The sequence below is a fragment of the Marinobacterium halophilum genome (assembly GCF_003014615.1).
Taxonomy (GTDB): Bacteria; Pseudomonadota; Gammaproteobacteria; order Pseudomonadales; family Balneatricaceae; genus Marinobacterium; species Marinobacterium halophilum.
On sequence record NZ_PYGI01000005.1, the window covers coordinates 61351 to 84760 of the forward strand.

At 55.7% G+C, this 23410-nt stretch carries 24 protein-coding genes; 9 read left to right on the forward strand and 15 right to left on the reverse strand.

All coding sequences use genetic code 11. The annotated features are described in order from the left end of the window. Position 1 precedes the first annotated feature (1 nt). Positions 2–652: a peptidoglycan binding protein CsiV gene (locus CLV44_RS04680; protein WP_106590953.1), complete on the forward strand. Its 651-nt coding sequence runs from the start codon at positions 2–4 to the stop codon at positions 650–652. 5 nt (positions 653–657) lie between these two features. Here the strand turns inward: CLV44_RS04680 and cydC are convergent, their stop codons facing one another. From cydC to sohB, 7 genes are read right to left on the reverse strand one after another with little or no spacing between them, the layout of a single operon-like run. Beyond that, positions 658–2388 (reverse strand): thiol reductant ABC exporter subunit CydC, encoded by a 1731-nt coding sequence (cydC, locus tag CLV44_RS04685; protein ID WP_106590954.1) that lies wholly within the window; start codon positions 2386–2388, stop codon positions 658–660. Further along, the gene (gene cydD, locus CLV44_RS04690; RefSeq protein WP_106590955.1) at positions 2385–4100 is read right to left on the reverse strand and encodes a thiol reductant ABC exporter subunit CydD; all 1716 of its coding nucleotides are present in this window, start codon (positions 4098–4100) and stop codon (positions 2385–2387) included. The genes cydC and cydD overlap by 4 nt, the downstream gene beginning before the upstream one ends. Beyond that, entirely contained in the window at positions 4100–5251 is a 1152-nt protein-coding gene (locus CLV44_RS04695) for a mechanosensitive ion channel family protein (RefSeq protein ID WP_106590956.1), read from the reverse strand. Before CLV44_RS04695 ends, cydD begins: the two co-directional genes overlap by 1 nt. Continuing rightward, positions 5251–6261, reverse strand: a complete 1011-nt coding sequence (gene nagZ, locus CLV44_RS04700; protein WP_245912606.1) for a beta-N-acetylhexosaminidase — start codon at positions 6259–6261, stop codon at positions 5251–5253. The genes CLV44_RS04695 and nagZ overlap by 1 nt, the downstream gene beginning before the upstream one ends. Before the next feature lie 4 nt (positions 6262–6265). Further along, a complete protein-coding gene (locus tag CLV44_RS04705) occupies positions 6266–6748 on the reverse strand; it encodes a L,D-transpeptidase (RefSeq protein WP_106590957.1) in 483 nt (160 codons plus the stop codon). Next, the gene (locus CLV44_RS04710) at positions 6748–7419 is read right to left on the reverse strand and encodes a TetR/AcrR family transcriptional regulator (protein WP_245912607.1); all 672 of its coding nucleotides are present in this window, start codon (positions 7417–7419) and stop codon (positions 6748–6750) included. The genes CLV44_RS04705 and CLV44_RS04710 overlap by 1 nt, the downstream gene beginning before the upstream one ends. A 58-nt stretch (positions 7420–7477) precedes the next feature. Then, positions 7478–8542 carry a protease SohB gene (gene sohB / locus CLV44_RS04715; RefSeq protein ID WP_106590958.1) on the reverse strand — a complete coding sequence of 355 codons (1065 nt, stop codon included), beginning with the start codon at positions 8540–8542 and terminating at the stop codon, positions 7478–7480. Between the two features lie 106 nt (positions 8543–8648). On the opposite strand from sohB, the gene CLV44_RS04720 reads away from it, so the two are divergent. Next, on the forward strand, positions 8649–8972 hold the full coding sequence (locus tag CLV44_RS04720; RefSeq protein ID WP_106590959.1) for an SCP2 sterol-binding domain-containing protein: 324 nt from the start codon (positions 8649–8651) through the stop codon (positions 8970–8972). On the opposite strand, the gene nudC is transcribed toward CLV44_RS04720, so the two are convergent. The 4 genes from nudC to CLV44_RS04740 are packed head-to-tail and all read right to left on the reverse strand — an operon-like array spanning position 8958 to position 11669. Continuing rightward, positions 8958–9740, reverse strand: a complete 783-nt coding sequence (gene nudC / locus CLV44_RS04725) for an NAD(+) diphosphatase (RefSeq protein WP_106591050.1) — start codon at positions 9738–9740, stop codon at positions 8958–8960. The two genes, CLV44_RS04720 and nudC, sit on opposite strands and share 15 nt — an antisense overlap. Positions 9741–9746: 6 nt before the next feature. Beyond that, positions 9747–10460 (reverse strand): DNA polymerase III subunit epsilon, encoded by a 714-nt coding sequence (gene dnaQ, locus CLV44_RS04730; RefSeq protein WP_106590960.1) that lies wholly within the window; start codon positions 10458–10460, stop codon positions 9747–9749. A 5-nt stretch (positions 10461–10465) separates the two neighbouring features. Next, the gene (rnhA, locus tag CLV44_RS04735; RefSeq protein WP_106590961.1) at positions 10466–10903 is read right to left on the reverse strand and encodes a ribonuclease HI; all 438 of its coding nucleotides are present in this window, start codon (positions 10901–10903) and stop codon (positions 10466–10468) included. A gap of 1 nt (position 10904) precedes the next feature. After that, the gene (locus CLV44_RS04740) at positions 10905–11669 is read right to left on the reverse strand and encodes a class I SAM-dependent methyltransferase (RefSeq protein WP_106590962.1); all 765 of its coding nucleotides are present in this window, start codon (positions 11667–11669) and stop codon (positions 10905–10907) included. 81 nt (positions 11670–11750) lie between these two features. Here CLV44_RS04740 and gloB point away from each other — a divergent pair, with 81 nt between their 5' ends. The 7 genes from gloB (at position 11751) to CLV44_RS04775 (ending at position 20065) form a co-directional block, all read left to right on the forward strand. After that, the gene (gloB, locus tag CLV44_RS04745) at positions 11751–12560 is read left to right on the forward strand and encodes a hydroxyacylglutathione hydrolase (protein WP_342748481.1); all 810 of its coding nucleotides are present in this window, start codon (positions 11751–11753) and stop codon (positions 12558–12560) included. 64 nt (positions 12561–12624) lie between these two features. Then, positions 12625–14226 carry a LysM peptidoglycan-binding domain-containing protein gene (locus tag CLV44_RS04750; protein ID WP_106590964.1) on the forward strand — a complete coding sequence of 534 codons (1602 nt, stop codon included), beginning with the start codon at positions 12625–12627 and terminating at the stop codon, positions 14224–14226. A gap of 3 nt (positions 14227–14229) precedes the next feature. Then, the gene (locus CLV44_RS04755) at positions 14230–14475 is read left to right on the forward strand and encodes a hypothetical protein (protein ID WP_106590965.1); all 246 of its coding nucleotides are present in this window, start codon (positions 14230–14232) and stop codon (positions 14473–14475) included. A 58-nt stretch (positions 14476–14533) separates the two neighbouring features. Continuing rightward, positions 14534–16336 (forward strand): extracellular solute-binding protein, encoded by a 1803-nt coding sequence (locus CLV44_RS04760; RefSeq protein WP_245912608.1) that lies wholly within the window; start codon positions 14534–14536, stop codon positions 16334–16336. Next, positions 16336–17424: a microcin C ABC transporter permease YejB gene (locus tag CLV44_RS04765; protein ID WP_106590966.1), complete on the forward strand. Its 1089-nt coding sequence runs from the start codon at positions 16336–16338 to the stop codon at positions 17422–17424. Before CLV44_RS04760 ends, CLV44_RS04765 begins: the two co-directional genes overlap by 1 nt. A 3-nt stretch (positions 17425–17427) precedes the next feature. Then, positions 17428–18450, forward strand: a complete 1023-nt coding sequence (locus CLV44_RS04770; RefSeq protein ID WP_106590967.1) for an ABC transporter permease — start codon at positions 17428–17430, stop codon at positions 18448–18450. A gap of 1 nt (position 18451) precedes the next feature. Beyond that, a complete protein-coding gene (locus CLV44_RS04775; RefSeq protein WP_106590968.1) occupies positions 18452–20065 on the forward strand; it encodes an ABC transporter ATP-binding protein in 1614 nt (537 codons plus the stop codon). Positions 20066–20103: 38 nt separating this feature from the next. On the opposite strand, the gene CLV44_RS04780 is transcribed toward CLV44_RS04775, so the two are convergent. The 4 genes from CLV44_RS04780 to apbC all read right to left on the reverse strand — a co-directional run bounded on the left by CLV44_RS04780 (position 20104) and on the right by apbC (position 23369). Then, positions 20104–20895, reverse strand: a complete 792-nt coding sequence (locus CLV44_RS04780; RefSeq protein ID WP_106590969.1) for a hypothetical protein — start codon at positions 20893–20895, stop codon at positions 20104–20106. 30 nt (positions 20896–20925) lie between these two features. Further along, complete coding sequence (locus CLV44_RS04785) at positions 20926–21573, reverse strand: hypothetical protein (RefSeq protein WP_106590970.1); 648 nt, start codon at positions 21571–21573, stop codon at positions 20926–20928. Between the two features lie 18 nt (positions 21574–21591). Then, the gene (gene dcd, locus CLV44_RS04790) at positions 21592–22158 is read right to left on the reverse strand and encodes a dCTP deaminase (protein ID WP_106590971.1); all 567 of its coding nucleotides are present in this window, start codon (positions 22156–22158) and stop codon (positions 21592–21594) included. 113 nt (positions 22159–22271) lie between these two features. After that, positions 22272–23369, reverse strand: coding sequence for an iron-sulfur cluster carrier protein ApbC (apbC, locus tag CLV44_RS04795; RefSeq protein ID WP_106590972.1), 1098 nt, complete (start codon positions 23367–23369; stop codon positions 22272–22274). Between the last annotated feature and the right edge of the window lie 41 nt (positions 23370–23410).

The window sequence follows — 23410 nt, forward strand, 5'->3', positions numbered from 1 at the left end:
CATGGCTCCCCTATTGCGCCGCTCAATCGCATTGGCCACGCTCGCTGCATTACCGGCAATCACCCAGGCCGCAAGCTTGTACAAGGTTGAAATGCTGGTTTTCAGCCACGAAAATCCTGCCAACCTGGGCGAGGAATACTGGCCGGACGACTTGCCAGCCCTGGACCTGAGCGCAAGCCTCCTCCCTTCAAGCTGGGATGGCTATCCTCTATCGAGATTCGAAGAGCTGCCGCAGAACGACTTGCAGCTCGGCGGTGATGCCGCCGCTCTGTCGCGCTCGGCCGACTACAAGCTGCTGTATCATCGCGGCTGGCTGCAATCGATCGGCGGGAAATCACGGGCGCGCGAAGTCCGCATCAAGGCTGACTTCGATGATCTACAGCTGGACGGGAGTATCAAGATCTACAAGAACCGCTTCCTGCATGCACAACCCCGACTGGAGTTCAGCAGCACAAACATGAACGGCAATTACACAGCGGAAAACCCGGACACACCCGCTACCGTAAGCAATATTACCGTACCGGTAGTGGTTGATGCTGATAACACGCAACGCTGGCGCATGGACCAGTCTCGCCGCATGCGCTCCAACGAAACCCATTACATCGACCACCCCCGCTTCGGGGTTCTGTTGCGCATACGCGCATTGAATTGAGCTAACTAGAGCGCCCGCAGCTGGTTGTAACGGCTATCAGGGCGCTCGGCCAATTCAACCGGCGTGCCCGCCTCGATAACACAACCACGGTCGAGCACTATGATGCGATCAAAGTGGTTCGCCATCTGTAAATGATGACTGATCATAAGCACCGTGCGCCCCTGGCAGCTATCCAGCACACCCTTGATGACGGCTGCTTCTGTCACTGCATCCAGACCCTCGGTTGGCTCATCCAGCACCAGCAACGGTGATGGCTTGAGCAATGCACGCGCCAACGCAAGGCGCTTGCGCTGCCCTCCCGACAGACGACTGCCTGACTCACCAATCTGATATTCCAGAGGATTGTCGCCCAACACCTGATCCAGGCAAACACGACGCAACACCTCCAGCAGCTCTGAGGGCGAGGCATCCGGCAGCGCCAAAGACAAATTATCCGCGACGCTGCCGGCAAATAACTGCACTGGCTGCGACAGAACACTCATCTGCGCTCTGAGCGTGGTTTCGGAGTAACTCCGAACCGGACAGCCACTCAACTCCACAGCACCCGCTTCAGGATCATAAAAGCGCGCAAGCAGGTTGATCAAACTGCTCTTACCACTACCCGTATGCCCCAATACCAGCACATGCTCACCAGGCGCGACCGACAGCGACAATTGATCCAGTGCCAGCGGCGCATGCTCCGTGTAGCGCATACACACATCGCGCAACATGATCTGACCGGGGATAACCGGCACCTCAAGATCAGCATCGGGATAGCAGACACCAGCAGAAGCGCCCGATACTTCATTCAAGCGCTCCGCAGCCGTAATGGTTTTGCTCAAATATTGATACGCCAGCGGCAACGGAGCCACTGCCTCAAACACAGCCAAGACACAAAACAGCAACATGGCCAGATGTGCCGGCGCAATCACATCACTCAGCACCAGCTCGGTACCCAACACCAACGCACCCACCCCCGCCACACCAGCGATGATGGTCAAGACTGCCGTTGTCAGCCCACTGATCAACGCCATACGTAACTGCGTCCGTTGCAGCTGCCGCTCAACCGCCTGCGCTTCCTGTATTGATGTATCCACACCGCCATAGATGTGTAGATCAGCCTGCCCCTGCACCAGCGCCAACAGGCGCACACGCAGACGGCTGAGCAGCAGTAGCTGGAGCCGCCCCAAACGGCGACCGGCGTACTGCGCCAGCATCGGCAGCAATACACCCGCCAACAACAACGCAACGGTAGTCAGCAGCGCAATAGCCGGGCTGTAGCGAGCGATAAATAACACCACCAAAATACTGACCGCCAGTGCCACCAGTGTCGGCACCAATACACGCAAGTACAGATTGTCGAGTGCATTGATATCGGCCACCAGCCGGTTGAGCAGATCGGCCGAGCGGAATGCTTGCAGCCGCGCCGGTCCGAGCACCTCCAGACGCCGGTAGAACCAGCTACGCAGTTCCGCCAACATCCGAAAGGTTGCCTCATGCGTCGTGACCCTCTCAAAATAGCGACCAACAGTGCGCGCAATGGCAAAACCACGCACGCCAGCCCCAGGGGTGAAGTAATTGAATTGACGGGCACTCAACACACTCACGCCCGCCAGCGCAGACGCCGAAATAAACCAGCCGGACAAGGTCAGCAATCCTATTGCCGCCAACAGAGTAAGCAAACTGAGCAACATGCCCGCAAATACCCAACCACGATGTGCCAGCAACATGCGTACAAATGGCAGCAACGCTTTCATTTACTCACCTCGGTTAGCACCGCCGTCAAGCTGCCGGCATCCAGCTGCCAGACTTCATCCGCCTGCAACACCGAACGCTGCCGGTGAGTCAACATCAAGACCAGCCGCCCCTGACAAAGCACCCGCAGGGCAGCCAACACTTTCACCTCACTGTCGCGATCCAGATTCGCGGTTGGCTCATCCAGCAACAATACCGGCGCATCCTTTAAAAAAGCACGCGCCAACGCCAGGCGCTGAATCTGCCCACCCGATAAACCAACACCTCGCTCACCCACCTGTGTTTCCAACCCGTCAGGCAGCCGCTGTACAAATTCCAGCGCATTAGCCTGTTCCAGCGCCTGATAGAGTTGACGCTCATCAGCACCACTCTTGGCCAGCAGCAGATTGTCACGCAAAGTGCCCGGAAACAGGGAAGTGTGCTGACTGACCCATGCCACCTGCTGCAACCAGGCATTAAGCCCCACGTCTTCCAGAGGAAGGCCATTCACTCGCACCTGGCCGGCGTTCAAACGTCGAAAGCCCAGCAACACCTGCAGCAAACTCGACTTGCCAGCACCACTGGGCCCGACCAGCGCCGTGATTCGGCCCTGCCGCAACACCAGATTAAGATCAGAAAAGACTGGATCGGCCTGCCCGGGATACTGCAAACAGGCTGACGTTATCGCGACCTCACGCACCGGTTCATGCAGCCCTTTACCTTCTTCCGGTAGCGCCAACGGCTCCTGCTCCAGTATCGCCCGCAAACGCTCAGCCGCTGCAATCGCTTCCTGCTTGGCATGATAATGAGTGCCGAGCTCGCGCAGAGGCAAATAGAACTCCGGCGCCAACAGCAAAATAAACAAGCCCTGATACAGATTAACCGGCGCATCCCAATAGCCAATATCCAGATGCCCCAGGAAACTGAAGCCCAGATAGACCGCCACGACCGCAATGGAGATTGAAGCAAAGAATTCCAGCACGGCCGACGACAGAAACGCCAGACGCAATACCTGCATCGTTCGTTGACGGAATTCGTCCGCCCCTCGTTCGATCACGGCGGCCTGATCACGACTGCGGTCAAAAAGTTTCAAGGTCACAATGCCCTGCACGACATCAAGAAAATGCGCACTGAGCTGTGACAAGGCAGAAAAGTTGCGTCGATTGGCCTCAGCCGCACGACTACCGACCAGCGCCATGAACAACGGCACCAACGGCGCCGTAAGCAGGAAGATCAAACCCGCCATCCAGTTGAGTGGAAACACGAATGCCAAAATAACCAGCGGCAACATGGCTGCCAACGCCATCTGCGGCAGATAGCGGGCAAAGAAACCATCCAGCGCCTCGACCTGTTCCAGCAGCTCACTACCCAGCTCCCCGCTACGCTGATCTCCGCTATAGGCAGGTCCCAAGCGGGCCAATTGCTGCAATAAGTCGGCCCGGACGCGGCGACGCACTCTGATCGAGCTCTGCTGCCCGGCCCACTCCCGCAAAACACCTAGCGCCGCGCGCACCAACAGAGCAGCCAGCAGCACCCCTAAAAGAGGCCAGGCTATGCCGGTAACCGTATCGTCAAACAGAACTTCACTGACCAGGCGCGCCAGCAAGTGGGCCTGAACAATCAGCATCAAACCGATTCCAACACCTGCCAGCACACTGACACGCGTCCAGAAACGCTCAGAGCGCGCCAGCTGCTTTAGCCAGCGGACCTGCACACTCCCCTCGGAAGCACCCATTATCGCCCTTGCAACTCGGCAACACCTTCAGGTAACACGTTTGGCTCAAGCCCGGATTCGGTACCCGCTATATGCAACGTCTGAGTCGGGAAGGCAAATTCGGCACCATGACTGAAAATAATATCGGCAATGCGTAACATCACGTCCTGCTTGATCGCGTGATATTTCACCCACTGAGTGGTTTTGGTGAAGGTATACACCATGAAATCCAGCGAAGACGGCCCGAATCGATTCAAGTGAACAATCAGGGTCTGGTGAATATCTATCTCGGGATGCGCCTTCAGCATTTCACGAACATCATCCACGATCTGCTTAACCTTGTCCGCGTCGTCATAGCGTACGCCAACATGCTCATAGATACGTCGATTGCGCATGCGTGACGGGTTCTCGACCGATATGCTGGCAAAGGTGGCATTCGGCACATACAGCGGCCGCTGATCAAAGGTACGAATGCGAGTCAGACGCCAACCGATATGCTCAACGGTTCCCTCAATTTCCTTGTCGGGCGAACGCACCCAATCACCCACACGAAACGGGCGATCCAGGTACACCATCAAACCACCAAAAAAGTTGGCCAACAGGTCCTTGGCCGCAAAACCGACGGCAATACCGCCAATCCCCCCGAAGGCAAGTATCCCCGAGATACTGATACCGGCGGACTGCAGCACCGTGAGGCCGGCCAGAATAACAACGATCAAACGCAACAGTTTTGCCACAGCATCCGCCGTGGTGCGATCAACCTGCTTGCGCCCGCGCTCAGGCTGCGTGAAAAAAGCCTCCGCCGAATTGATGAAACGCAGCACACCCCAGGCAATAATCAGAATTGCCCCGAAGCGCCGCACCTCCGTACCGGCACCGACACTGACCGCCATCCCGTTGCGACTGAAGATTTCAAGCAGCAACGACAGGCCAATTACCCAGATCAGTAATCGAAGCGGTGTGCGTATGGATTGGAGCAACAACTCATCCCATACCGGCGCTTTCTGACTCAGATGTCTGATCAAACGCACCGTGACCCAGTTGAACATGACCGTCAACAACCAGACAATCAGGACCACGGTCATTGCTGCAATCTGCCAGCCATATTCATTCAATGCCGGCCACTGGTTGAACAGTGGCGCCAGTATCGGTTTGAGCAGCTGCTCTAACATCAAGCCTCCTCGATTAGTGCCGCAGCCAGCATGCGACTGTCATGCAGGCGTTCCTCGTCTGCAATACGGGATGGACGAGCACGCATTCGTGCCAGACGATGGGACGCCGCTACATCCTGTTGCTGAAGGTGGGCCAGTACTTCACGCGCACCCTCTGGGTCGTTACAGACCAACACCATGTCACACCCTGCTGCGAGGGCTCGATCACAACGATCAGCATAGCCACCCGCCTGACGAGCCCCTTCCATACTCAAGTCATCACTGAAGATGACGCCATCAAAGCGTAGCCGCTGACGCAAAATCTGCTGCAGCCAGAAGGTTGAGAAACCCGCCGGTGCCGAGCAGGCATCACGATAGACTACGTGCGCCGGCATTACGCCATCAAGCCCGCGTCGAATCAATGCGTCAAACGGTCGCAGGTCCTGCTCTTCAATCTGGGCAAAGCTGCGCTCATCAACCGGCAACTCCAGGTGAGAGTCGGCTTTTACCCAGCCATGCCCCGGGAAATGCTTCCCGGTTGCGGCCATGCCCGCTTCATGCATACCCGCCATAATACCGCCAGCAAGCTCGATCACCGCCTCCGCCGTTTGCCCAAAAGCGCGATCACCGATCACACTGCTTTGTCCCCAGTCCAGATCAAGCACTGGCGCAAAACTGATATCAATGTCGAACTGGCGCAGCTCGGTTGCCATCAACCAACCAATTTCATGTGCCTGCGCGATAGCGCGATGAGGGTTATCCAGCCAACGCCGACCCAGCGTCGACATTGGCGGCAAACGGGTAAAGCCGTCACGAAACCGCTGCACCCGCCCCCCTTCCTGATCGACGGCAACCAGCAGATCAGGCCGCAATTCACGGATGCGCCCCATCAGCTCACGCAGCTGTTCCGGTCCGTCGAAATTGCGACTGAACAGAATCAGACCGCCGACCTCCGGAGCCTGCAACGTATTTGCTTCTTCAGGAGTGAGCGTCAGCCCCTCCAGATCCAACATCAAAACACCAGTGGTCATAATGTCACTCTTCTATCAGGACTGGGGTACCTGGCTGCACCTGCTCGAATAGCTCGATCAGATCGGCATTGCGCATCCGAATACAACCATGGGAGAGCGGCACCCCCATTGGCTCGGTGTCCGGGGTACCATGAATGTAAATGTAGCGGCGCTGAGTATCGACATCAGCGCCGCGGTTGAAGCCGACCTCCAGGCCGCATAGCCACAGTATGCGGCTGAGTATCCAGTCCCGTTGCGGGTACTGCGCAGCCAACGCATCCGTGTAGATTTCACCGGTTGGACGTCGCCCAATAAATACTGCACCCAAGGGCTGACCAGCGCCGATACAAGCACGAATATAATGAGGGCCTCGAGGCGTACAACCGGAGCCATTACGCTCGCCCGCTCCCGCCAAAGCCGTGGAAACAGGGTAGTGGCACACCGAGGCACCACCTGCCCACACATCCAGCCGCTGCGCCGCAATCGATACGGTGAGCCGGACAGACATCAACCGGGGTCGCTATTGCCTGGAGCCAACAGACCGGCACTGATAACCGGCACCATACGCTGCAGGATCGCCTGAACCTCCACAGCCGCATCCACTTCAGTGCCCGGCTTATCCAGTGCAATCAGCACATGCATGTTGGATAACGTGAAAATGACCGACCCCATCATGAAGTGCAGGCGCCAAAAAAATTCGCGCTCATCCAGCGACTGCGTTTCCTGTCTCAGGTAATGCATAAACACCGCCATACGCTTGCCATACTGCGTATGCATGAAGCTTTGCAAGCCCTGTTGGGCAGGGCGGTACGCTAGATCCAGCAGCCTCATCAATACGGCCAGAGCGTAAGCATTACGGCCATGGACCCGCACCAGCGCTGTTGCCAGAACCTGCAACAATTCTTCCAAAGCCGGTGCTGATATATTGGCATCCAGCCGCGCAAGCCCTTCTTCAATCGCATCACACAAAGGTGTCAACGACCGCTCTGCCACCGACTGTATCAACCCCTTTTTGGAGCCGAAGTGGTAGTTGACAGCCGCCAGATTCACATCCGCCAGTGTGGTAATCTGGCGCATTGTGGTTTCCTTGAAACCCTGTTCGGCAAACAGCTGCTCAGCTGCCCGGATGATACGACTCGACGTATCAGAGGTCTGGTACATGTTTTTATCTGCCGACATTGGTTTTACTGCTCTCCAGGTGGACCACTGGTGTTCACCGATGCTCATTATCTCTGCCCTAACGTGACAATAACCGACTATTTGTAACGCGCTGCCACCAGCGCAACAACAAGCCATCCGACGTATTGATTGCCAACTGACCCAAACGCTCCTGCAAACCGAGTTTAACCTCATAGCTGAGTTCAAACACATCATGTTCCTGACACAACTCAAAGAGGTAGTCATCACTGGTTGAGATAGCGTCAATCAGCTGTTCATTCAGCGCCCGACGGCCAAACCAAACTTCACCGGTCGCGACTTTCTCGACATCCAGCTGTGGTCGATACTCGGACACGAACGTCTTGAACAGTTCATGGGTATCTTCCAGCTCTTCGATGAATTTTTCACGTCCCTTATCCGTATTCTCACCAAAAACGGTCAATGTGCGTTTGTATTCGCCCGCAGTCAGCACTTCATAATCCACGTCATGCTTCTGCAGCAAACGGTGGAAGTTGGGCAACTGCGCAATCACACCGATAGATCCGACCAGAGCAAATGGTGCCGCCACCAGGTGATCTGCAATACAGGCCATCATGTAACCGCCACTGGCTGCGACTCGATCGACACAGATCGTCAACCGAATGCCTTTGGCCTTGATCCGCTCCAACTGCGAGCTGGCAAGACCATAAGCATGCACCAGACCACCAGGACTTTCCAAACGCACGACAACTTCATCATCCTTGTCGGCGATGGTCAGAACAGCGCTAACCTCTTCACGCAGCGACTCGACTTCCGAGGCATGCATGTCACCATCAAAGTTGAGCACAAATACACGCTTGCGGGGTTTTTCCGGCTCTTTACCCTGTTTGAGGGTTTTCTTCAGTGCCTTGGCTTCCGCCTTATCCTGCTTGCGCCGCGCTTTTTCGTGCTGCCGTGCCAACGCTTCGTCCACCACCGCCGCTTCTATATCGGTTTTCAAATCTTCAAGGTGGTCATTCAGGCTTTTGACTTCAATATGCCCTTCACGGTGCTCTCGACGCCGCTCAAGCAGCGCGCCAACACCACCCACCAGCAATAAAACGCTGGCCACGAGGGTAATTACTTTGGCTAGAAACAAGCCATACTCTGCAAAAAAAGCTGTCAATATATCTCTCCGCTCAAGGCATCATGGGTTCGCTTCAGAGTTCGCGCTACTGTACCATAAACCTGATAGTTATCATGCCCATGTGTATATCAGGACACCATCACTTATGACATCGCCACTGACCCTGCAACGCATCGTCGACAAACTGCCGGAAAAGTTCAACCCTGAACAGGCAAACGAGTTGCAGGCCGTATTCCAGTTTCGCCTGTCTGATGCAGACGCCTTCTTTATCAGTATCGACAAGAGCCAGTGCGTCACCTGCTTCGGCATACATGACGACCCCAACCTGGTTGTGCATCTGGATGAAGCCACACTGATACGCGTGATCAGCGGTGAACAGGACGGCATGAGTGCCTATTTGAAAGGCCAGCTGCGCGCAGAAGGCAACGTCATGCTGGCAACGCGCCTGGGTAAACTATTTAGCCGCTGACACACTGATGGATGCAAAGAAATGATCGATCAGCTGACGCGAAATACTGAAAGGAGGCGGCAGGTCCGGCAAGTTATCGACAGAAAACCAGTCAGCCTCAAGGATCTCCTCACCATCAGGCGTCAGCACACCTCCGGCATAATCGGCAAAAAAGCCCAGCATCAACTGATGCGGGAACGGCCATGACTGAGTGGCAAAAAACTTCAGGTTCTGCACCTCAATCCCTACCTCTTCCCGAATTTCACGCTGCACCGCAGCTTCGGCACTTTCGCCCGCTTCGATGAACCCCGCAAGTGTACTATAGCGCCCAGGTGGAAAACGCCCCGAACGCGCCAACAGGCAGCGATCACCTCGCCGTACCAGCACAATAACGCAGGGTGAGATGCGTGGATATTGCACCAGCTCACAATCCGGACACATCCGCGCCAGGTCACTTGCATGCGCTACCATTGCAGTACCACAACGCCCACAAAACCGGTGCTGATCAAACCATGTCGCCAACTGGGCCGCACGTGCCAGACGTGCATATTCCGACTCATCCGCTGCCTGCGACAAAGCCCCACGCAGTCGTACATCCTCACTTACGCCGGCAGGGAGCTGACGCAGAATCAGTAAGCCATGACCGCACCCGACCTGTAACTGACATTCGGTAATATCTGCCCAGCGCCTTGCCTGTGACAACGGGGCAGTCAACTCGGCCTCATGCCGCAACAGCTGACCCTGATAACTGAGATAGTAACGCTCCGCTTTTACCGGCTCCACAGCCATCGGCATTTACTCCCCAAGATCCAATTGACGCCAGACCGCACCATCACTTTTCTTATCCAGCAGCTGAATGAAGGCGTCATGCTGGCGCAATTCATCCGCGCTGGCTCGCACGACCGCTAAAGGCGAGTGCGTCACTACTCGACGGATCGGCTCATCATCACTGTCATCCCCCTGCCCTGACGACTGCCCCAGCTGCAAGGCGGTCTGACCGCCGGTCAGGAACAGATAGACATCGGCCAGAATCTCGGAGTCCAGCAATGCGCCATGAAGTTCACGGTGCGAGTTGTCGATTCCGTATCGACGACACAGTGCATCAAGGCTGTTGCGCTGCCCGGGATGCTTTTTGCGTGCCATCGCCAGGGTATCGGTGATCGTACAGATATCTTCCATACGCTCACTGAAGCCATTACGCGCCAATTCGGTATTCAGGAAGCCGATATCAAATGCCGCATTATGGATAATCAGTTCTGCACCACGAACAAAGTTCAGGAAATCCGCACCCAGAGACGCAAATTTTGGCTTGTCTTCCAGAAACTCATTGGTGATTCCGTGTACTTCAATCGCTTCGGTTTCAACCGTCCGGTCAGGCTTAAGATAGTGATGCCACGTATTACCGGTCAGCTTGCGACGAACCATCTCGACGCACCCGATCTCGATAATATTGTGACCCGCTTCGGGATCGATACCTGTCGTTTCGGTATCCAGAATAATCTGACGCATACTCACTACTTGCCGAACTCCTCTACACCCCGGTTTGCCAACTGGTCAGCCCGCTCATTCTCGGGATGACCACTATGCCCCTTGACCCAGCGCCAATCGACTTCATGACGCGCCACCTGCTCATCGAGCGCCTGCCACAAATCGATATTCTTCACCGGCTTCCTGGCAGCGGTTTTCCAGCCATTACGCTTCCAACCTGCCAGCCAGCTCATAATCCCCTGACGTAAATATTGCGAGTCAGTGGTCAGCACCACGCTGCATGAGCGCTTCAAACTTGCCAGTGCCGAGATAGCTGCCTGCAGCTCCATTCGGTTATTAGTGGTATCCGGCTCACCGCCGTACAACTCTTTTTCCTGCTCGCCGTAACGCAACAATGCGCCCCAGCCACCCGGTCCCGGATTACCCTTGCAGGCACCATCGGTAAATATCTCAACTGGTTTCAAATCACTTCATCCTTCTGGCGGTCGGCTTCGGTTCAGCACTCGGCATACTCAATAACCGCCTGTGTTTCCATTCGGCTTTCAACGGGGTCATACCCGCTACATCTTTACGTGCCAGCACCATCAAAACTGCACCGCTATTAATTGGCAACTTGCGACTGCAACACTCAAACATGCGCAACCGTTGACGCCAGCGTTCGCTCTCAATCGGCAGATGATGGCACATACTCCGGTTTTTCAAACTGGTCATTTCCAGCAATCCGAGCCAGTCCTGCAACCGCCCCGGACTAATGAATTGCCCGCTCCACAACGGCGGCATGCGCCGCTTGAAAAAGCGCCATAGGCCCCAGTAACTGACAGGGTTGAAACTGAAGCTCAAAAGATGTCCGCCCGGACGCAGCACGCGTGCGGCTTCGCGCAACACCTGATGCGGGTTATCTGCGTAATCCAGTGCATGATGCAATATCACCACATCAACCTCGCTGGACTGGATCGGCAGCTCGGCAGGATGTGCAATCAAGGTACGAGCATCGGCACCCAGCTGCATCTGCGGAATCAGCGTCAGCTTGCGTGACACCGGACTGGCACCAAACAGGCACTGACGATGATCCCAGCCAATCTGCAGCAGATGATATCCGAATAGCGTTGGCAACACCTGTTCGGCAAAGTCCTGCTCTTGCTGCAGCAACTCCTGCCCCAATGGGCTGTCAAACCAATCACTAAGCAACGGTATCAGTTGCGGGTACGGCAGCTGTTCGCTGAACTTCATGCAAAGCCACCCTCTTCTGACTTAGATGTAAACTCGTGCCAGTATACAGTACCCTTATAGGGCTCTGAACCACGAAATGCCATGACTACAGCCATAGACTCACAGGACGTCAACATGTTCATCGTCACCGCCATTCCTGCTTTTAATGATAATTACATCTGGGCACTGAGTACTCACGCACAGCCGGATGCCGTCATTGTGGTCGATCCTGGCGATGCCGCACCGGTTCTGGAGTGGCTGCAACGCGAACAGCGTTCATTGCATGCCATCCTGATTACCCATCATCACAACGACCACACTGGTGGTGTTGCCGAACTTTCCGCCCATGCCGACATACCGGTATACGGGCCGCACAACTCACCCTTCAAGGGAATCACTCATCCGCTGGCGGCCGGAGATACCCTCGAACTGCTGGGCCAACAGCTGAATATACAAGCCGTGCCCGCGCACACACGCGACCATATCAGCTACTTCCAGCCTGCCGGTACTGCACAGCTGTTCTGCGGCGACACCCTTTTCCTGGCAGGTTGTGGCCGTCTGTTTGAAGGCAGTGCCAAAGAAATGCTTAGTGCCATGCAGTATTTTTCTTCACTGCCTGACACCACTGAAGTCTATTGCACCCATGAATATTCATTGGCCAATCTGGCATTCGCGGCCAGCGTAGAGCCCGAAAATACTGATATTCGCCGGGTTCATCAGCATTGTCATGAGCTGCGCAGCCAAGGCCTGCCTACCCTGCCATCCACCATTGCTCAGGAAAAACTGATCAATCCGTTCATGCGGACTCAGGTCAACACCGTCGTCCTGGCCGCCGAGCATTTTTGTGGTGCCGCCCTGAGGTCAGAAGTCGAAGTTCTGGCTGCACTGCGCGAGTGGAAAAACCAGTTCTGATTGACCCTCCTGCCCGGGGTCCATAGAATCATGTTTTTTAAGGTTATTTCAGGACTGATTTACAATGCGACGAGTGCCCGCCCCCCTTCTGGCCGCGATGCTGGGAATGTTCCTTGTCGGCTGTCAGACGGCGTCTGTACAGCCCCAGTCTGCACGCGTCGCGCCAACCGATCAAACGCTTGCATCCCTGGCTGGCAAAAACCGCGCCGAGGCATCAAAGCCTGACCAGCAACCCGAAGATCTCTGGGCACTGAGCCGCCAGCACATGCAACTGCCGCTGGACCTTGAGCACCCGCGTATCCAAACGCAGCTCAACTGGTATCAACGCCACCCCTCTCATCTGCTGCGGGTGACCGAGCGAGCACAGCCTTACTATTACTATATTCTGAACGAAGTACTGAAGCGGGATATGCCCGCCGAAATGGCACTGCTGCCCATGATTGAAAGTGCCTACGACCCCTTTGCCTACTCACACGCCCGTGCGGCAGGCCCTTGGCAGTTCATCCCGGGTACGGCACGCCACTTCGGACTGCGCACCAACTGGTGGTATGACGGCCGTCGCGACATTGTCGCCTCTACCGATGCCGCACTGACCTATCTGCAACAACTGCACAAACGCTTTGACGGTGACTGGCTACTGGCTCTGGCGGCCTACAATGCCGGTGGCGGCACCGTGAATCGGGCCATGCGCCGTAATCGTGAAAAAGGCCAACCCACAGACTTCTGGTCGCTTGATCTGCCGCGCGAAACCCAGGCATATGTGCCCAAATTACTGGCCGTCGCACGTGTGATCCGTGATGCAGACACACTCGATCTGGCCATCACGCCGGTCGCTAACCGGCCTCATTTCGCCATGGTTGAAACCGGTGGCCAGATCGACCTGGCACAGGTTGCCAGCATGGCCGAGATGGAATTGAAAACACTGTATCGCCTCAATCCCGGCTTCAATCGTTGGGCAACCGATCCGGAAGGTCCACATAAATTGCTCATACCGGTCGAAAAAGCCGAACAACTGCGTGAACGCCTGAGCGCCCTGCCGATTGCCAACAGAGTCAGCTGGCACCATTACAAAGTAAAACCCGGCGATACTCTCAGCACCATTGCCCAGCGCTTCAACAGCTCAACCCGCGTCATTCGTCAAGGCAACCGCCTCAAGGGCAACCTTATCCGCGTCGGACAAAGTCTGGTCGTGCCCAAACCGGGACAGACAGCTGAGCACTATGCGCTCAGTGAAGATCAGCGCAAACAGGCGAAGATCAAGCAACTCGAACAACGTCACGACAACACGCTATACCACGCGGTCGGCAACGGTGAAAGTTTCTGGAGCATCGCCCGCCGCTACGGTGTCAGTGTGCGCGAATTGGCACGCTGGAACCAGATGGCACCCGGCGACACTCTGCGCACCGGCCAAAAGCTGTTAGTACTCAATGCCACCGCGGCCACAACAGACAGCACACCCCGGATGGATCTGGCTGTACGGGATGCGCGCGACATGGTTCGCAAAGTGGGTTACCGTATCCGCAGGGGTGATTCACTATCGCGCATCGCCAACCGCTTTAGTGTCAGTATCGACGACATTCTGAGCTGGAACAGCCTCACTACTGACACGCTGTTGCGCCCAGGTCAGCCATTGACGCTGTACATCAATATTGCCGATGCAGGTTAACGCATGGATACACTGAGCATTTTCATTATTGTGGTATCGGTGGTGCTTGCCGTTGCCTTTAAATGGATACTGTTTCGCAAGATCCAGCGCTGGATGGATCAGGATTTGATCAAACAATTAGCGGCCGGAGACCATACGGCACAGGGCCGCCTGGAACATTATCATCAGCAAATGATCGCCGACGGCATCAAGCGCCCGGAACGTCACCGCCGCCTGCAAGATCAGGCCAGCGGACCTGGAACACACTAGGCGGTCACGGGGCACGCACCAATATTGACTCATCAAGTATGTTATCAAGGAGAACGCGGTGTCCGGATTCAGAGTAAGACAATCCTTTTTCAGCACAGCCCTGACCCTTGTTTTCAGTTTCACGGCCGCACTGGCACTGGCTGAACCGGCCTCGGTTCACGGTATTGCCATGCATGGCACGCCCAAATATCCGGCTGACTTTGAGCACTTCGACTACGTCAACCCCGATGCTCCCAAGGGCGGGCGCTTGCGCGAAGCCGCTATCGGCACATTCGACAGCCTCAATCCTTTCATCATCAAGGGTACCGTGGCCGACGGCACTGGGCTGCTGTATGACTCACTGCTCAGTCGCTCACTGGATGAACCGTTTTCGCTCTATGGACTGCTCGCCCGCCAACTGCGCGTAGCCGACGACCGCAGCTGGATTGAGTTCGATCTGCACCCGGAGGCACGCTTTAATGATGGCACTCCGGTCACCGCAGCGGATGTGGTGTTCACCTTCACCATCCTGCGCGAACAAGGCAGCCCCTTTTTCAAAAGCTATTATGCCGATATTGAGCGCATAACCGCCATTGCCCCGCTCAGCGTCCGTTTCGAGTTCAGCGACACCACCAACCGCGAACTGCCACTGATCGTTGGCGAAGTGCCGATATTGCCGGCACACGCATGGGCCGACAAGGACTTCACCGCCCCCTCACTGGACATTCCCGTCGGTTCCGGCCCTTACACGATCAGCACCATTGATCCCGGCCGCACCCTGACCTACACCCGCCGCAATGATTACTGGGGCGCGGACTTACCGGTCAACCGCGGCCGCTTCAACTTCGACGAGCGCCAATACGATTACTACCGCGACAGCACCGTCGCGCTTGAGGCCTTCAAGGCTGGCGAATACGACTTCCGTACTGAATTTGCTTCCAAGGCGTGGGCAACCGGCTATACCGGTGCGCCGTTTGATGAGGGCCGCATTCGCAAGGAAGAAATTGCCCATCAAAACCCTCGCGGCATGCAGGGCTTTGTGATGAATACACGCCGCAACCTGTTTGCCGATGTCCGAGTACGCCAGGCACTGACCCAGGTCTTTGATTTCGAGTGGACCAACCGCAACCTGTTTTATGGTGCCTATACCCGCAGCAACAGCTACTTTTCCAACTCGGAGATGGCCGCCGATCAACTGCCAACACCTGCTGAACTGGAGATTCTGGAGCCTGTTCGCGATCAGGTACCGGCCGAAGTCTTTACCCAGGTGTACAAGGCACCGAGTACTGACGGTTCCGGTCGCAACCGCATCCAACTGCGCAAGGCTCTGGGCCTGCTGCAGGAAGCCGGCTGGACCTTGGAAAACGGTCGCCTGATCAATGCTGATGGTGAACCCTTCCATTTTGAAATCCTGCTGGTGCAAAAAGAGTTTGAGCGGGTTGTCTCACCCTATATCCGCAATCTTGAACGATTGGGCATTAGTGCCGACATCCGCATTGTCGATGTATCGCAATACATCAACCGGTTGCGTCAGTTCGACTTCGACATGGTGGTCTACGGCTTTGGCCAGTCCAGCTCTCCCGGAAATGAACAACGCGATTATTGGCACTCAGATGCGGCACAGCGTCCCGCCAGCCGCAACCTGATCGGCATCCAGAATCCCGCTGTAGACTATCTGGTCGAAAAGCTGATCGCGGCACCTAACCGTGAGCAGTTGGTGCTGCGTGCTCGCGCCCTTGATCGGGTTCTGCAGTGGAATCACTATGTTATTCCGCATTACCACATCAGCGCCTGGCGCATCGCCTACTGGGACAAGTTTGAGCATCCCGAAACCAGCCCTACCTATGATCTGGGCCTGGATACCTGGTGGATGAAGCCTTGATGGCCGCCTATATACTGCGGCGACTGCTGCTGATCATCCCTACCCTGTTTGGCATTCTCCTGCTGAACTTCGTACTGGTGCAGTTCGCACCCGGCGGCCCGGTCGAACAGACACTCGCTCAGCTGCAAGGCTTTGGTGATGCCGCCGGCAATCGCATCGGCAGCAGCCAGCAATCGGATGTCGCCGCCGGTAGCCAGAACGAATCCGGTTACCGGGGGGCACAGGGGCTGGACCCCTCACTGGTAGCGGAGATCGAGCGCCTGTACGGTTTCGACAAACCGGCTCATGAACGTTTTTATCAAATGCTGGTCAGCTATCTGCAATTCGATTTCGGCAAAAGTTTCTACAGCGATAAAAGCGTCACCGACCTGATCATAGAAAAGCTGCCGGTATCGATCTCACTTGGCCTCTGGACCACCCTGCTGACCTACCTGATCTCTGTCCCTCTGGGGATTCGCAAGGCGGTCAGGGATGGCTCGGCGTTTGATGTCTGGACCAGCAGCGCCATTATTGTCGGCTACGCCATCCCCAACTTCCTGTTTGCCATCCTGCTGATCGTCCTGTTCGCCGGCGGTACCTATCTGGAATGGTTCCCGCTACGCGGCCTGACCTCGCAGAACTTCGATCAGTTGACCTGGTGGCAACAGATCGGCGACTACTTCTGGCATATTACTCTGCCGGTCCTGGCATCGGTTGTATCGAGTTTCGCCACCCTCACCATGCTGACCAAAAACTCGTTTCTGGATGAAATCAACAAGCAGTATGTACTGACTGCCAGAGCCAAGGGACTTGGCGAGAACGCCGTGCTCTACCGCCATGTTTTCCGCAACGCCATGCTGCTGATCATCGCCGGTATGCCTGCGGCTCTGATCGGCATCTTTTTCACCGGCTCCATGCTGATTGAGGTGATCTTCTCACTGGATGGCCTTGGCCTGCTTGGCTACGAAGCGGTTATTAACCGGGATTATCCCGTCATTTTCGGTACGCTCTATATTTTCACCCTGGCAGGCCTGCTGATGAAGCTGGTCAGCGACATCACCTACACACTGGTGGACCCTCGCATCGACTTCAGTAGCCGAGAGGTATAAACCATGCCCCTGTCACCCATGCAACGCCGACGTCTGGACAGTTTCAAGCGCAACCGCAGGGGCTTCTGGTCACTGTGGCTGTTTCTGCTGCTGTTCGGCTTCAGCCTTTGCGCCGAAATGATCGCTAACGACAAACCCCTGCTGATCAACCATCAACAGCAGCTGCACTGGCCACTGCTGCAGGACTATACCGAAGTCGATTTTGGCGGCGAGTTTGCTCTGCCTGTAGATTATCGTGACCCTTACATACAGACACTGATCGAAGAAAGTGGTGGCTGGATGATCTGGCCACTGGTACGTTTTGGCCACGACACCATCAACTATGACCTTAGCCAACCGGCTCCGTCTCCGCCTTCGCCGGACAACTGGCTGGGAACGGATGATCAAGGCCGCGATGTATTGGCCCGCGTGATCTACGGTTTCAGGATATCGATTCTGTTTGCACTGGCCCTGACCCTGGCAAGCTCGGTGATTGGCGTCTGCGCCGGTGCCGTGCAAGGCTATTATGGCGGGCGCATCGATCTGTTATTCCAACGCTTTATCGAGATCTGGTCCGGTTTGCCGGTACTGTTTCTGCTGATCATACTGGCAAGCCTGGTACAGCCGAATTTCTGGTGGCTGCTGGGCATCATGCTGCTGTTCTCATGGATGAGCCTGGTCGACGTAGTCAGGGCCGAGTTTCTGCGCGGGCGCAATCTGGAATACGTGCGTGCAGCCAAAGCACTCGGGCTCAGCGATCTGCGCATCATGTACCGTCATGTCTTGCCCAACGCGATGATCGCGACACTGACCTTCATGCCATTCGTGTTCAACAGTGCCATCGTAACCCTTACTGCACTGGACTTTCTCGGCTTCGGGCTACCGCCCGGCTCTCCGTCGCTCGGTGAGCTGGTAGCACAAGGCAAGGAAAACCTGCATGCGCCGTGGCTTGGCATTACCGCTTTTCTTTCGCTGGCCACCATGCTGACGTTGCTGATCTTTATCGGCGAAGCCGTTCGTGATGCCTTTGACCCCCGGAAAATATGACATGACAAGCCCACTGGTTTCAGTCAACAAGCTGTCCGTCTGTTTCAACGGCGCATCAAGCCCTGCGGTAAAGGAGGTCAGCTTTGAAATTGAGGCGGGTACCACTCTTGCGCTGGTAGGCGAATCCGGCTCCGGCAAGTCCGTAACCGCACTCTCCCTTTTACGCTTGCTGTCACCCCAGCAGATTCACCCCCCTGAAGGCCAGATTCTGTACCGTGGTGAAGATCTGTTACAGGCCGACGAGTCACGCCTGCAGCAACTGCGCGGCAATCGCGTGGGTATCATCTTTCAGGAGCCCATGACCTCGCTGAATCCACTGCATACACTGGAAAAGCAGATCAGCGAAACCTTGCGCCTGCACAAGGGTTTTAGCCTCGATGCCTGCCGCGAGCGCGTTATTGAACTGCTGACACTGGTAGGCATCGACGCACCCGAAAAACGGCTGGACCAATACCCGCATCAGCTGTCTGGAGGCCAGCGCCAGCGCGTCATGATTGCCATGGCACTGACCAATGAACCAGAGCTGTTGATTGCTGACGAGCCTACGACCGCGCTGGATGTCACCATCCAGCAGCAGATACTGGAGTTGCTGCAAACATTGCAGGCCCGGTTCAACATGGCGATTCTGCTGATCTCGCACGATCTCAATGTTGTCCGCCGCGTCGCCGATCGCATCTGCGTCATGCATCAAGGTGCAATGCTGGAAAATCAGGCCTGTAACGACCTGTTTACCCACCCTCAGCATGACTATACTCGCCAGTTGCTGGCCGCCGAACCTGAAGGCTCACCGACACCGGTCGCCCAGGGCGCACCGTTATTACTGCAAACCCAAGGATTGCAGGTATTGTTCGAGCAACGTAAAGGCCTGTTGCAGCGCGTGCATGACTACCATCGCGCGGTTGATGGCATTGACCTGCAGTTGCGCGCTGGCGAGACACTGGGCATCGTCGGCGAATCCGGCTCAGGCAAAACTACACTCGCCATGGCGATTCTCCGCCTGATCCGTAGTCACGGCGATATCCACTTCAAGCAACACTGCCTGTCGAAGCTGAAACAGAAGCAGATCACACCACTGCGCAAACAGATCCAAGTGGTGTTCCAGGACCCCTACGGCAGTCTCAGTCCACGCATGAATATACTTGAGATCATCGCTGAAGGGCTGCAAGTTCAAGGCTGTAACGACCTTCAGCAACAGGAGCAGCACGTCTGCCAGGCACTCGTCGATGTTGGCCTTGACCCGGTAATCCGTCATCGCTACCCGCATGAATTTTCCGGCGGCCAGCGCCAGCGCATCGCCATTGCCAGAGCATTGGTACTCAAGCCCGAATTGATCATTCTGGACGAGCCGACGTCAGCACTGGACCGTACCGTGCAGAAGCAGATCATTGAATTGCTGCGAACCCTGCAGCAACGCTATGGGCTAAGCTATTTATTCATCAGCCATGATCTTGCCGTCGTCCGCGCCATGAGCCACCGCGTAATGGTCATGCAGCATGGCAAGATTGTCGAGTCTGCGGATACACACGCTCTGTTTGCACACCCCGAACAGGCTTATACCCGCAACCTTCTGGACGCAGCCTGCCTGCCTGATACGCATAAAAAAGCCACTCATTGAGTGGCTTTTTTACATACCGTGATCGCGCTATATAAAGGTTAATGCAGCGTCGGGTTATCTTCATCCGATACCGGTATGATCAATTGCCCGGAGCTATCCAGCGCCAGCGCGCCCTGCTCCTGAGCCACTTCCAGCAGTTGCTGCAGCAACATTTCGGTCAAATGAGCACTGATGATCAGCCCCGCTGGCGGCTCACCCTCGAACATCTCTTCATCAACCAGCTCGTCTGCACGCAGACCCAGCAACAGCGGGTTTTCAACAATCAACGGCGCAAGGTCTTCAGGCGCAAAGACCACATAATCGGATGAAACCTGAAGCGCCAGATGGTAAGCGTCATGCGCCGCTTCTGACAGCTGCTGAAGGTAGGCTTTCTCTGCAGCGTTGAATAGCACACTCAACTGGCTCGGACCCGGACGTTCCAGATCAGGCCCCTTGACGTCACTGTAGTCGATACTGCGCACGGCTGGCACATTGTCCAGTTCCCACGCATCAACCAGTATGCGCTCTTCAGCATCAATCTCCAGCCACTCACGATTGACCGCAACGGCCAGCAGCCCTTCCAGAGCCGCCGCGCAGATATTGCTGGTGACAATCACGCCCACACTGGGGTTATCTATCTCGGCGGGATCTTCCACCAGGTTTACGGCACGAGCCGACAGGAGCTTGGGGTCATCAGCAATCAGCTCAGCCAATGCCACCGCATCCAGATTCAACATCTGCTGACAGACACGATGCGCCGTCAGATAAGGCTCGTGCGGACCCTGCTCCTGCATTTGGCGCACATATACCTGCCGTACCTGATCCATCAGTTCAGCCAAACGCTGACTCATACCTACCTCCGCATCCCGCTCTGGGGCCGTTCAGTGAATGGTAATGCCCACAGCCTGGACATCATCCTTCATGCAATCAAACGCACTGCGCAACTGCTGCAGTGGAATCAGGCCGTAATCCACCGGATCTTTCGGCAATTCACACCAGTCCAGCGCCCATACTCGGGTCATCAACTCGTACTCGCCGATCAGGGCATCAAGGAAGATCATCACCGCCTCAACACGCGGGTCCATTTCCAGAATTTTGGGTGCATCCTGAAGATAAACTGCCAGCTGCATTTTGCTGTTGATCACCCTGAGTGAACACCAGAAATCTTCGATATCACACAGCTCTTCGCCCAGATTGACACAGGACGGAATCGGGTCATAACGGTGATTGAAGGCGCGAAAGGATATACCGCTCAACTGCGGCGCTTCACCCACAACACTCAACACCGAATGAATCGATTCAGGGTAGCCATCACAGCCAAAAATCATTTCGACCGGACCTTCTTCGTGCTCGCGCTCGAAATGGAACGTCAGGTTACGATCGATCAGCTGCAGGCTGTCACGGTAGGTATCCAACAGATTTTCAGCGTCAAACTGCATCTCCTGCTGACTTTGCAGAAGCTGATCGAGCGTGCGCTCAATCTGCTGCCAGAACGCCTGGATCTGTTTCAGATCAGGATTGGTTTTCATGCACACCTAGTTAAAATATCAGGTTCGCGGGACAACAACGCCAGTCTGGCCCTGGTATTTGCCATTGCGGTCCTTGTACGAAGTCTCGCAGACCTCATCAGCACCGAGAAACAGCATCTGGGCCACACCCTCATGGGCGTAGATCCGCGCCGGTAACGGCGTGGTGTTGGAGAATTCAAGCGTCACATGGCCTTCCCACTCGGGCTCAAGCGGTGTGACGTTGACGATAATGCCGCAACGCGCATAGGTACTTTTACCCAGGCAGATGGTCAGAACATCACGCGGAATGCGGAAGTACTCAACCGTACGCGCCAACGCAAACGAGTTCGGCGGAATAATGCAGACATCCGACTTCACATCGACAAAGCTGCCCTCATCGAAGTTCTTCGGGTCGACAATGGAGGAGTTGATGTTGGTGAAGATCTTGAATTCATCGGCGCAACGAACATCATACCCATAGCTTGACGTGCCATATGACACGATCGGCTGATCGTTGGCACGACGTACCTGACCGGCCTCAAACGGCTCGATCATTGCGTGCTTGTCCGCCATCTGACGAATCCAGCTATCTGACTTTATACCCATAACGACCTTTCACCTGAAGAAACAGTTCTGCAAACCAACGCGATATTCTATACGTTTTGCACAAAAAAAACCGCCCCGACGGCTGCCGGGGCGGAAAATTTCATCTCACTGTACTAATCAAGTTCGACCGCGATGTTGGGTATAGAGTTCCCACGCTGAGCAGATTTTTCTGCCAACGCAGCACTGACCCGACGTGCGATGGCCAGATAACGTTCAGCATGCGCACTCTCGGGCGCAGCAATAACCGTTGGTGTGCCGGCATCTGTCTGTTCACGAATCGCCATCGACAGTGGCAACTGACCAAGCAGTTCAGTGTCATAATCAGCGGCAATACGCTCACCGCCCCCATGACCAAACAACGCTTCCTCATGACCGCACTGACTGCAAATGTGCACGCTCATGTTTTCAACGATACCCAAAACCGGAATATCGACCTTGCGAAACATCTCAATTCCTTTGCGGGCATCCAACAGCGCGATATCCTGCGGGGTGGTAACAATCACCGCAGCGCTGACCGGCACACGTTGCGCCAACGTCAACTGGATATCGCCGGTTCCCGGCGGCATATCAATCAGCAAGTAATCCAGATCCTGCCACAGCGTCTGGTTCAACAACTGCTGCATGGCACCACTCACCATCGGCCCACGCCACACCATCGGCGTGTTCTCATCCACCAGATAGCTCATCGACATCGACTGCAGACCGTGGCGCACGATCGGTTTGAAGTACTTTTCTTCAGCTGTTTCCGGGCGTTCACCCTCGGCAACACCCAGCATCATGCCTTGACTGGGGCCATAAATATCAGCATCCAGAATACCGACCCGTGCACCTTCGGCCGCCAGTGCCAACGCCAGGTTGACGGTGGTGGTGGATTTGCCGACTCCCCCTTTGCCCGAAGCCACCGCTATGATGTTCTTGACCCCTGCCAATGCTGGCAGTTTTTTGGGGCTCGGGTGTGCTTCAACCTGTTGAGCAAGCTTAATTTCGACCGCACGCCCACTGGCCAGCGGTTGCAGGTGCTCACTCAACTGCGACCGCAATGCATCATGACGGCTCGCACATACATGCTTCAACTGCAGCTGGATACCAATGTGGCGGTCATCAATATCGATCTGCTGCACGCAGCCTGCTGCCAACAAAGACTGTTTCAGGTCCGGGTCGATATAGTCCGCAATAGCGGCTTCAATCTGTTCACGGGATAACGCTGTCACTTGGCCTCCTTGATTGCCGATACCTCGACAATAACCAACTT

What these genes read in the sequence shown, in the direction of transcription:
- nagZ (WP_245912606.1), bottom strand. Translation starts at nt 6,261, where the DNA reads ATGACCACTGGTGTTTTGATGTTGGATCTGGAGGGGCTGACGCTCACT.
- CLV44_RS04775 (WP_106590968.1), top strand. Translation starts at nt 18,452, where the DNA reads ATGACAAGCCCACTGGTTTCAGTCAACAAGCTGTCCGTCTGTTTCAAC.
- CLV44_RS04750 (WP_106590964.1), top strand. Translation starts at nt 12,625, where the DNA reads ATGCGACGAGTGCCCGCCCCCCTTCTGGCCGCGATGCTGGGAATGTTC.
- CLV44_RS04720 (WP_106590959.1), top strand. Translation starts at nt 8,649, where the DNA reads ATGACATCGCCACTGACCCTGCAACGCATCGTCGACAAACTGCCGGAA.
- CLV44_RS04705 (WP_106590957.1), bottom strand. Translation starts at nt 6,748, where the DNA reads ATGTCTGTCCGGCTCACCGTATCGATTGCGGCGCAGCGGCTGGATGTG.
- CLV44_RS04765 (WP_106590966.1), top strand. Translation starts at nt 16,336, where the DNA reads ATGGCCGCCTATATACTGCGGCGACTGCTGCTGATCATCCCTACCCTG.
- CLV44_RS04770 (WP_106590967.1), top strand. Translation starts at nt 17,428, where the DNA reads ATGCCCCTGTCACCCATGCAACGCCGACGTCTGGACAGTTTCAAGCGC.
- CLV44_RS04710 (WP_245912607.1), bottom strand. Translation starts at nt 7,419, where the DNA reads ATGTCGGCAGATAAAAACATGTACCAGACCTCTGATACGTCGAGTCGT.
- CLV44_RS04680 (WP_106590953.1), top strand. Translation starts at nt 2, where the DNA reads ATGGCTCCCCTATTGCGCCGCTCAATCGCATTGGCCACGCTCGCTGCA.
- cydC (WP_106590954.1), bottom strand. Translation starts at nt 2,388, where the DNA reads ATGAAAGCGTTGCTGCCATTTGTACGCATGTTGCTGGCACATCGTGGT.
- CLV44_RS04785 (WP_106590970.1), bottom strand. Translation starts at nt 21,573, where the DNA reads ATGAAAACCAATCCTGATCTGAAACAGATCCAGGCGTTCTGGCAGCAG.
- gloB (WP_342748481.1), top strand. Translation starts at nt 11,751, where the DNA reads ATGACTACAGCCATAGACTCACAGGACGTCAACATGTTCATCGTCACC.
- CLV44_RS04780 (WP_106590969.1), bottom strand. Translation starts at nt 20,895, where the DNA reads ATGAGTCAGCGTTTGGCTGAACTGATGGATCAGGTACGGCAGGTATAT.
- CLV44_RS04755 (WP_106590965.1), top strand. Translation starts at nt 14,230, where the DNA reads ATGGATACACTGAGCATTTTCATTATTGTGGTATCGGTGGTGCTTGCC.
- nudC (WP_106591050.1), bottom strand. Translation starts at nt 9,740, where the DNA reads ATGGCTGTGGAGCCGGTAAAAGCGGAGCGTTACTATCTCAGTTATCAG.
- cydD (WP_106590955.1), bottom strand. Translation starts at nt 4,100, where the DNA reads ATGGGTGCTTCCGAGGGGAGTGTGCAGGTCCGCTGGCTAAAGCAGCTG.
- CLV44_RS04740 (WP_106590962.1), bottom strand. Translation starts at nt 11,669, where the DNA reads ATGAAGTTCAGCGAACAGCTGCCGTACCCGCAACTGATACCGTTGCTT.
- dcd (WP_106590971.1), bottom strand. Translation starts at nt 22,158, where the DNA reads ATGGGTATAAAGTCAGATAGCTGGATTCGTCAGATGGCGGACAAGCAC.
- dnaQ (WP_106590960.1), bottom strand. Translation starts at nt 10,460, where the DNA reads ATGCGTCAGATTATTCTGGATACCGAAACGACAGGTATCGATCCCGAA.
- CLV44_RS04695 (WP_106590956.1), bottom strand. Translation starts at nt 5,251, where the DNA reads ATGTTAGAGCAGCTGCTCAAACCGATACTGGCGCCACTGTTCAACCAG.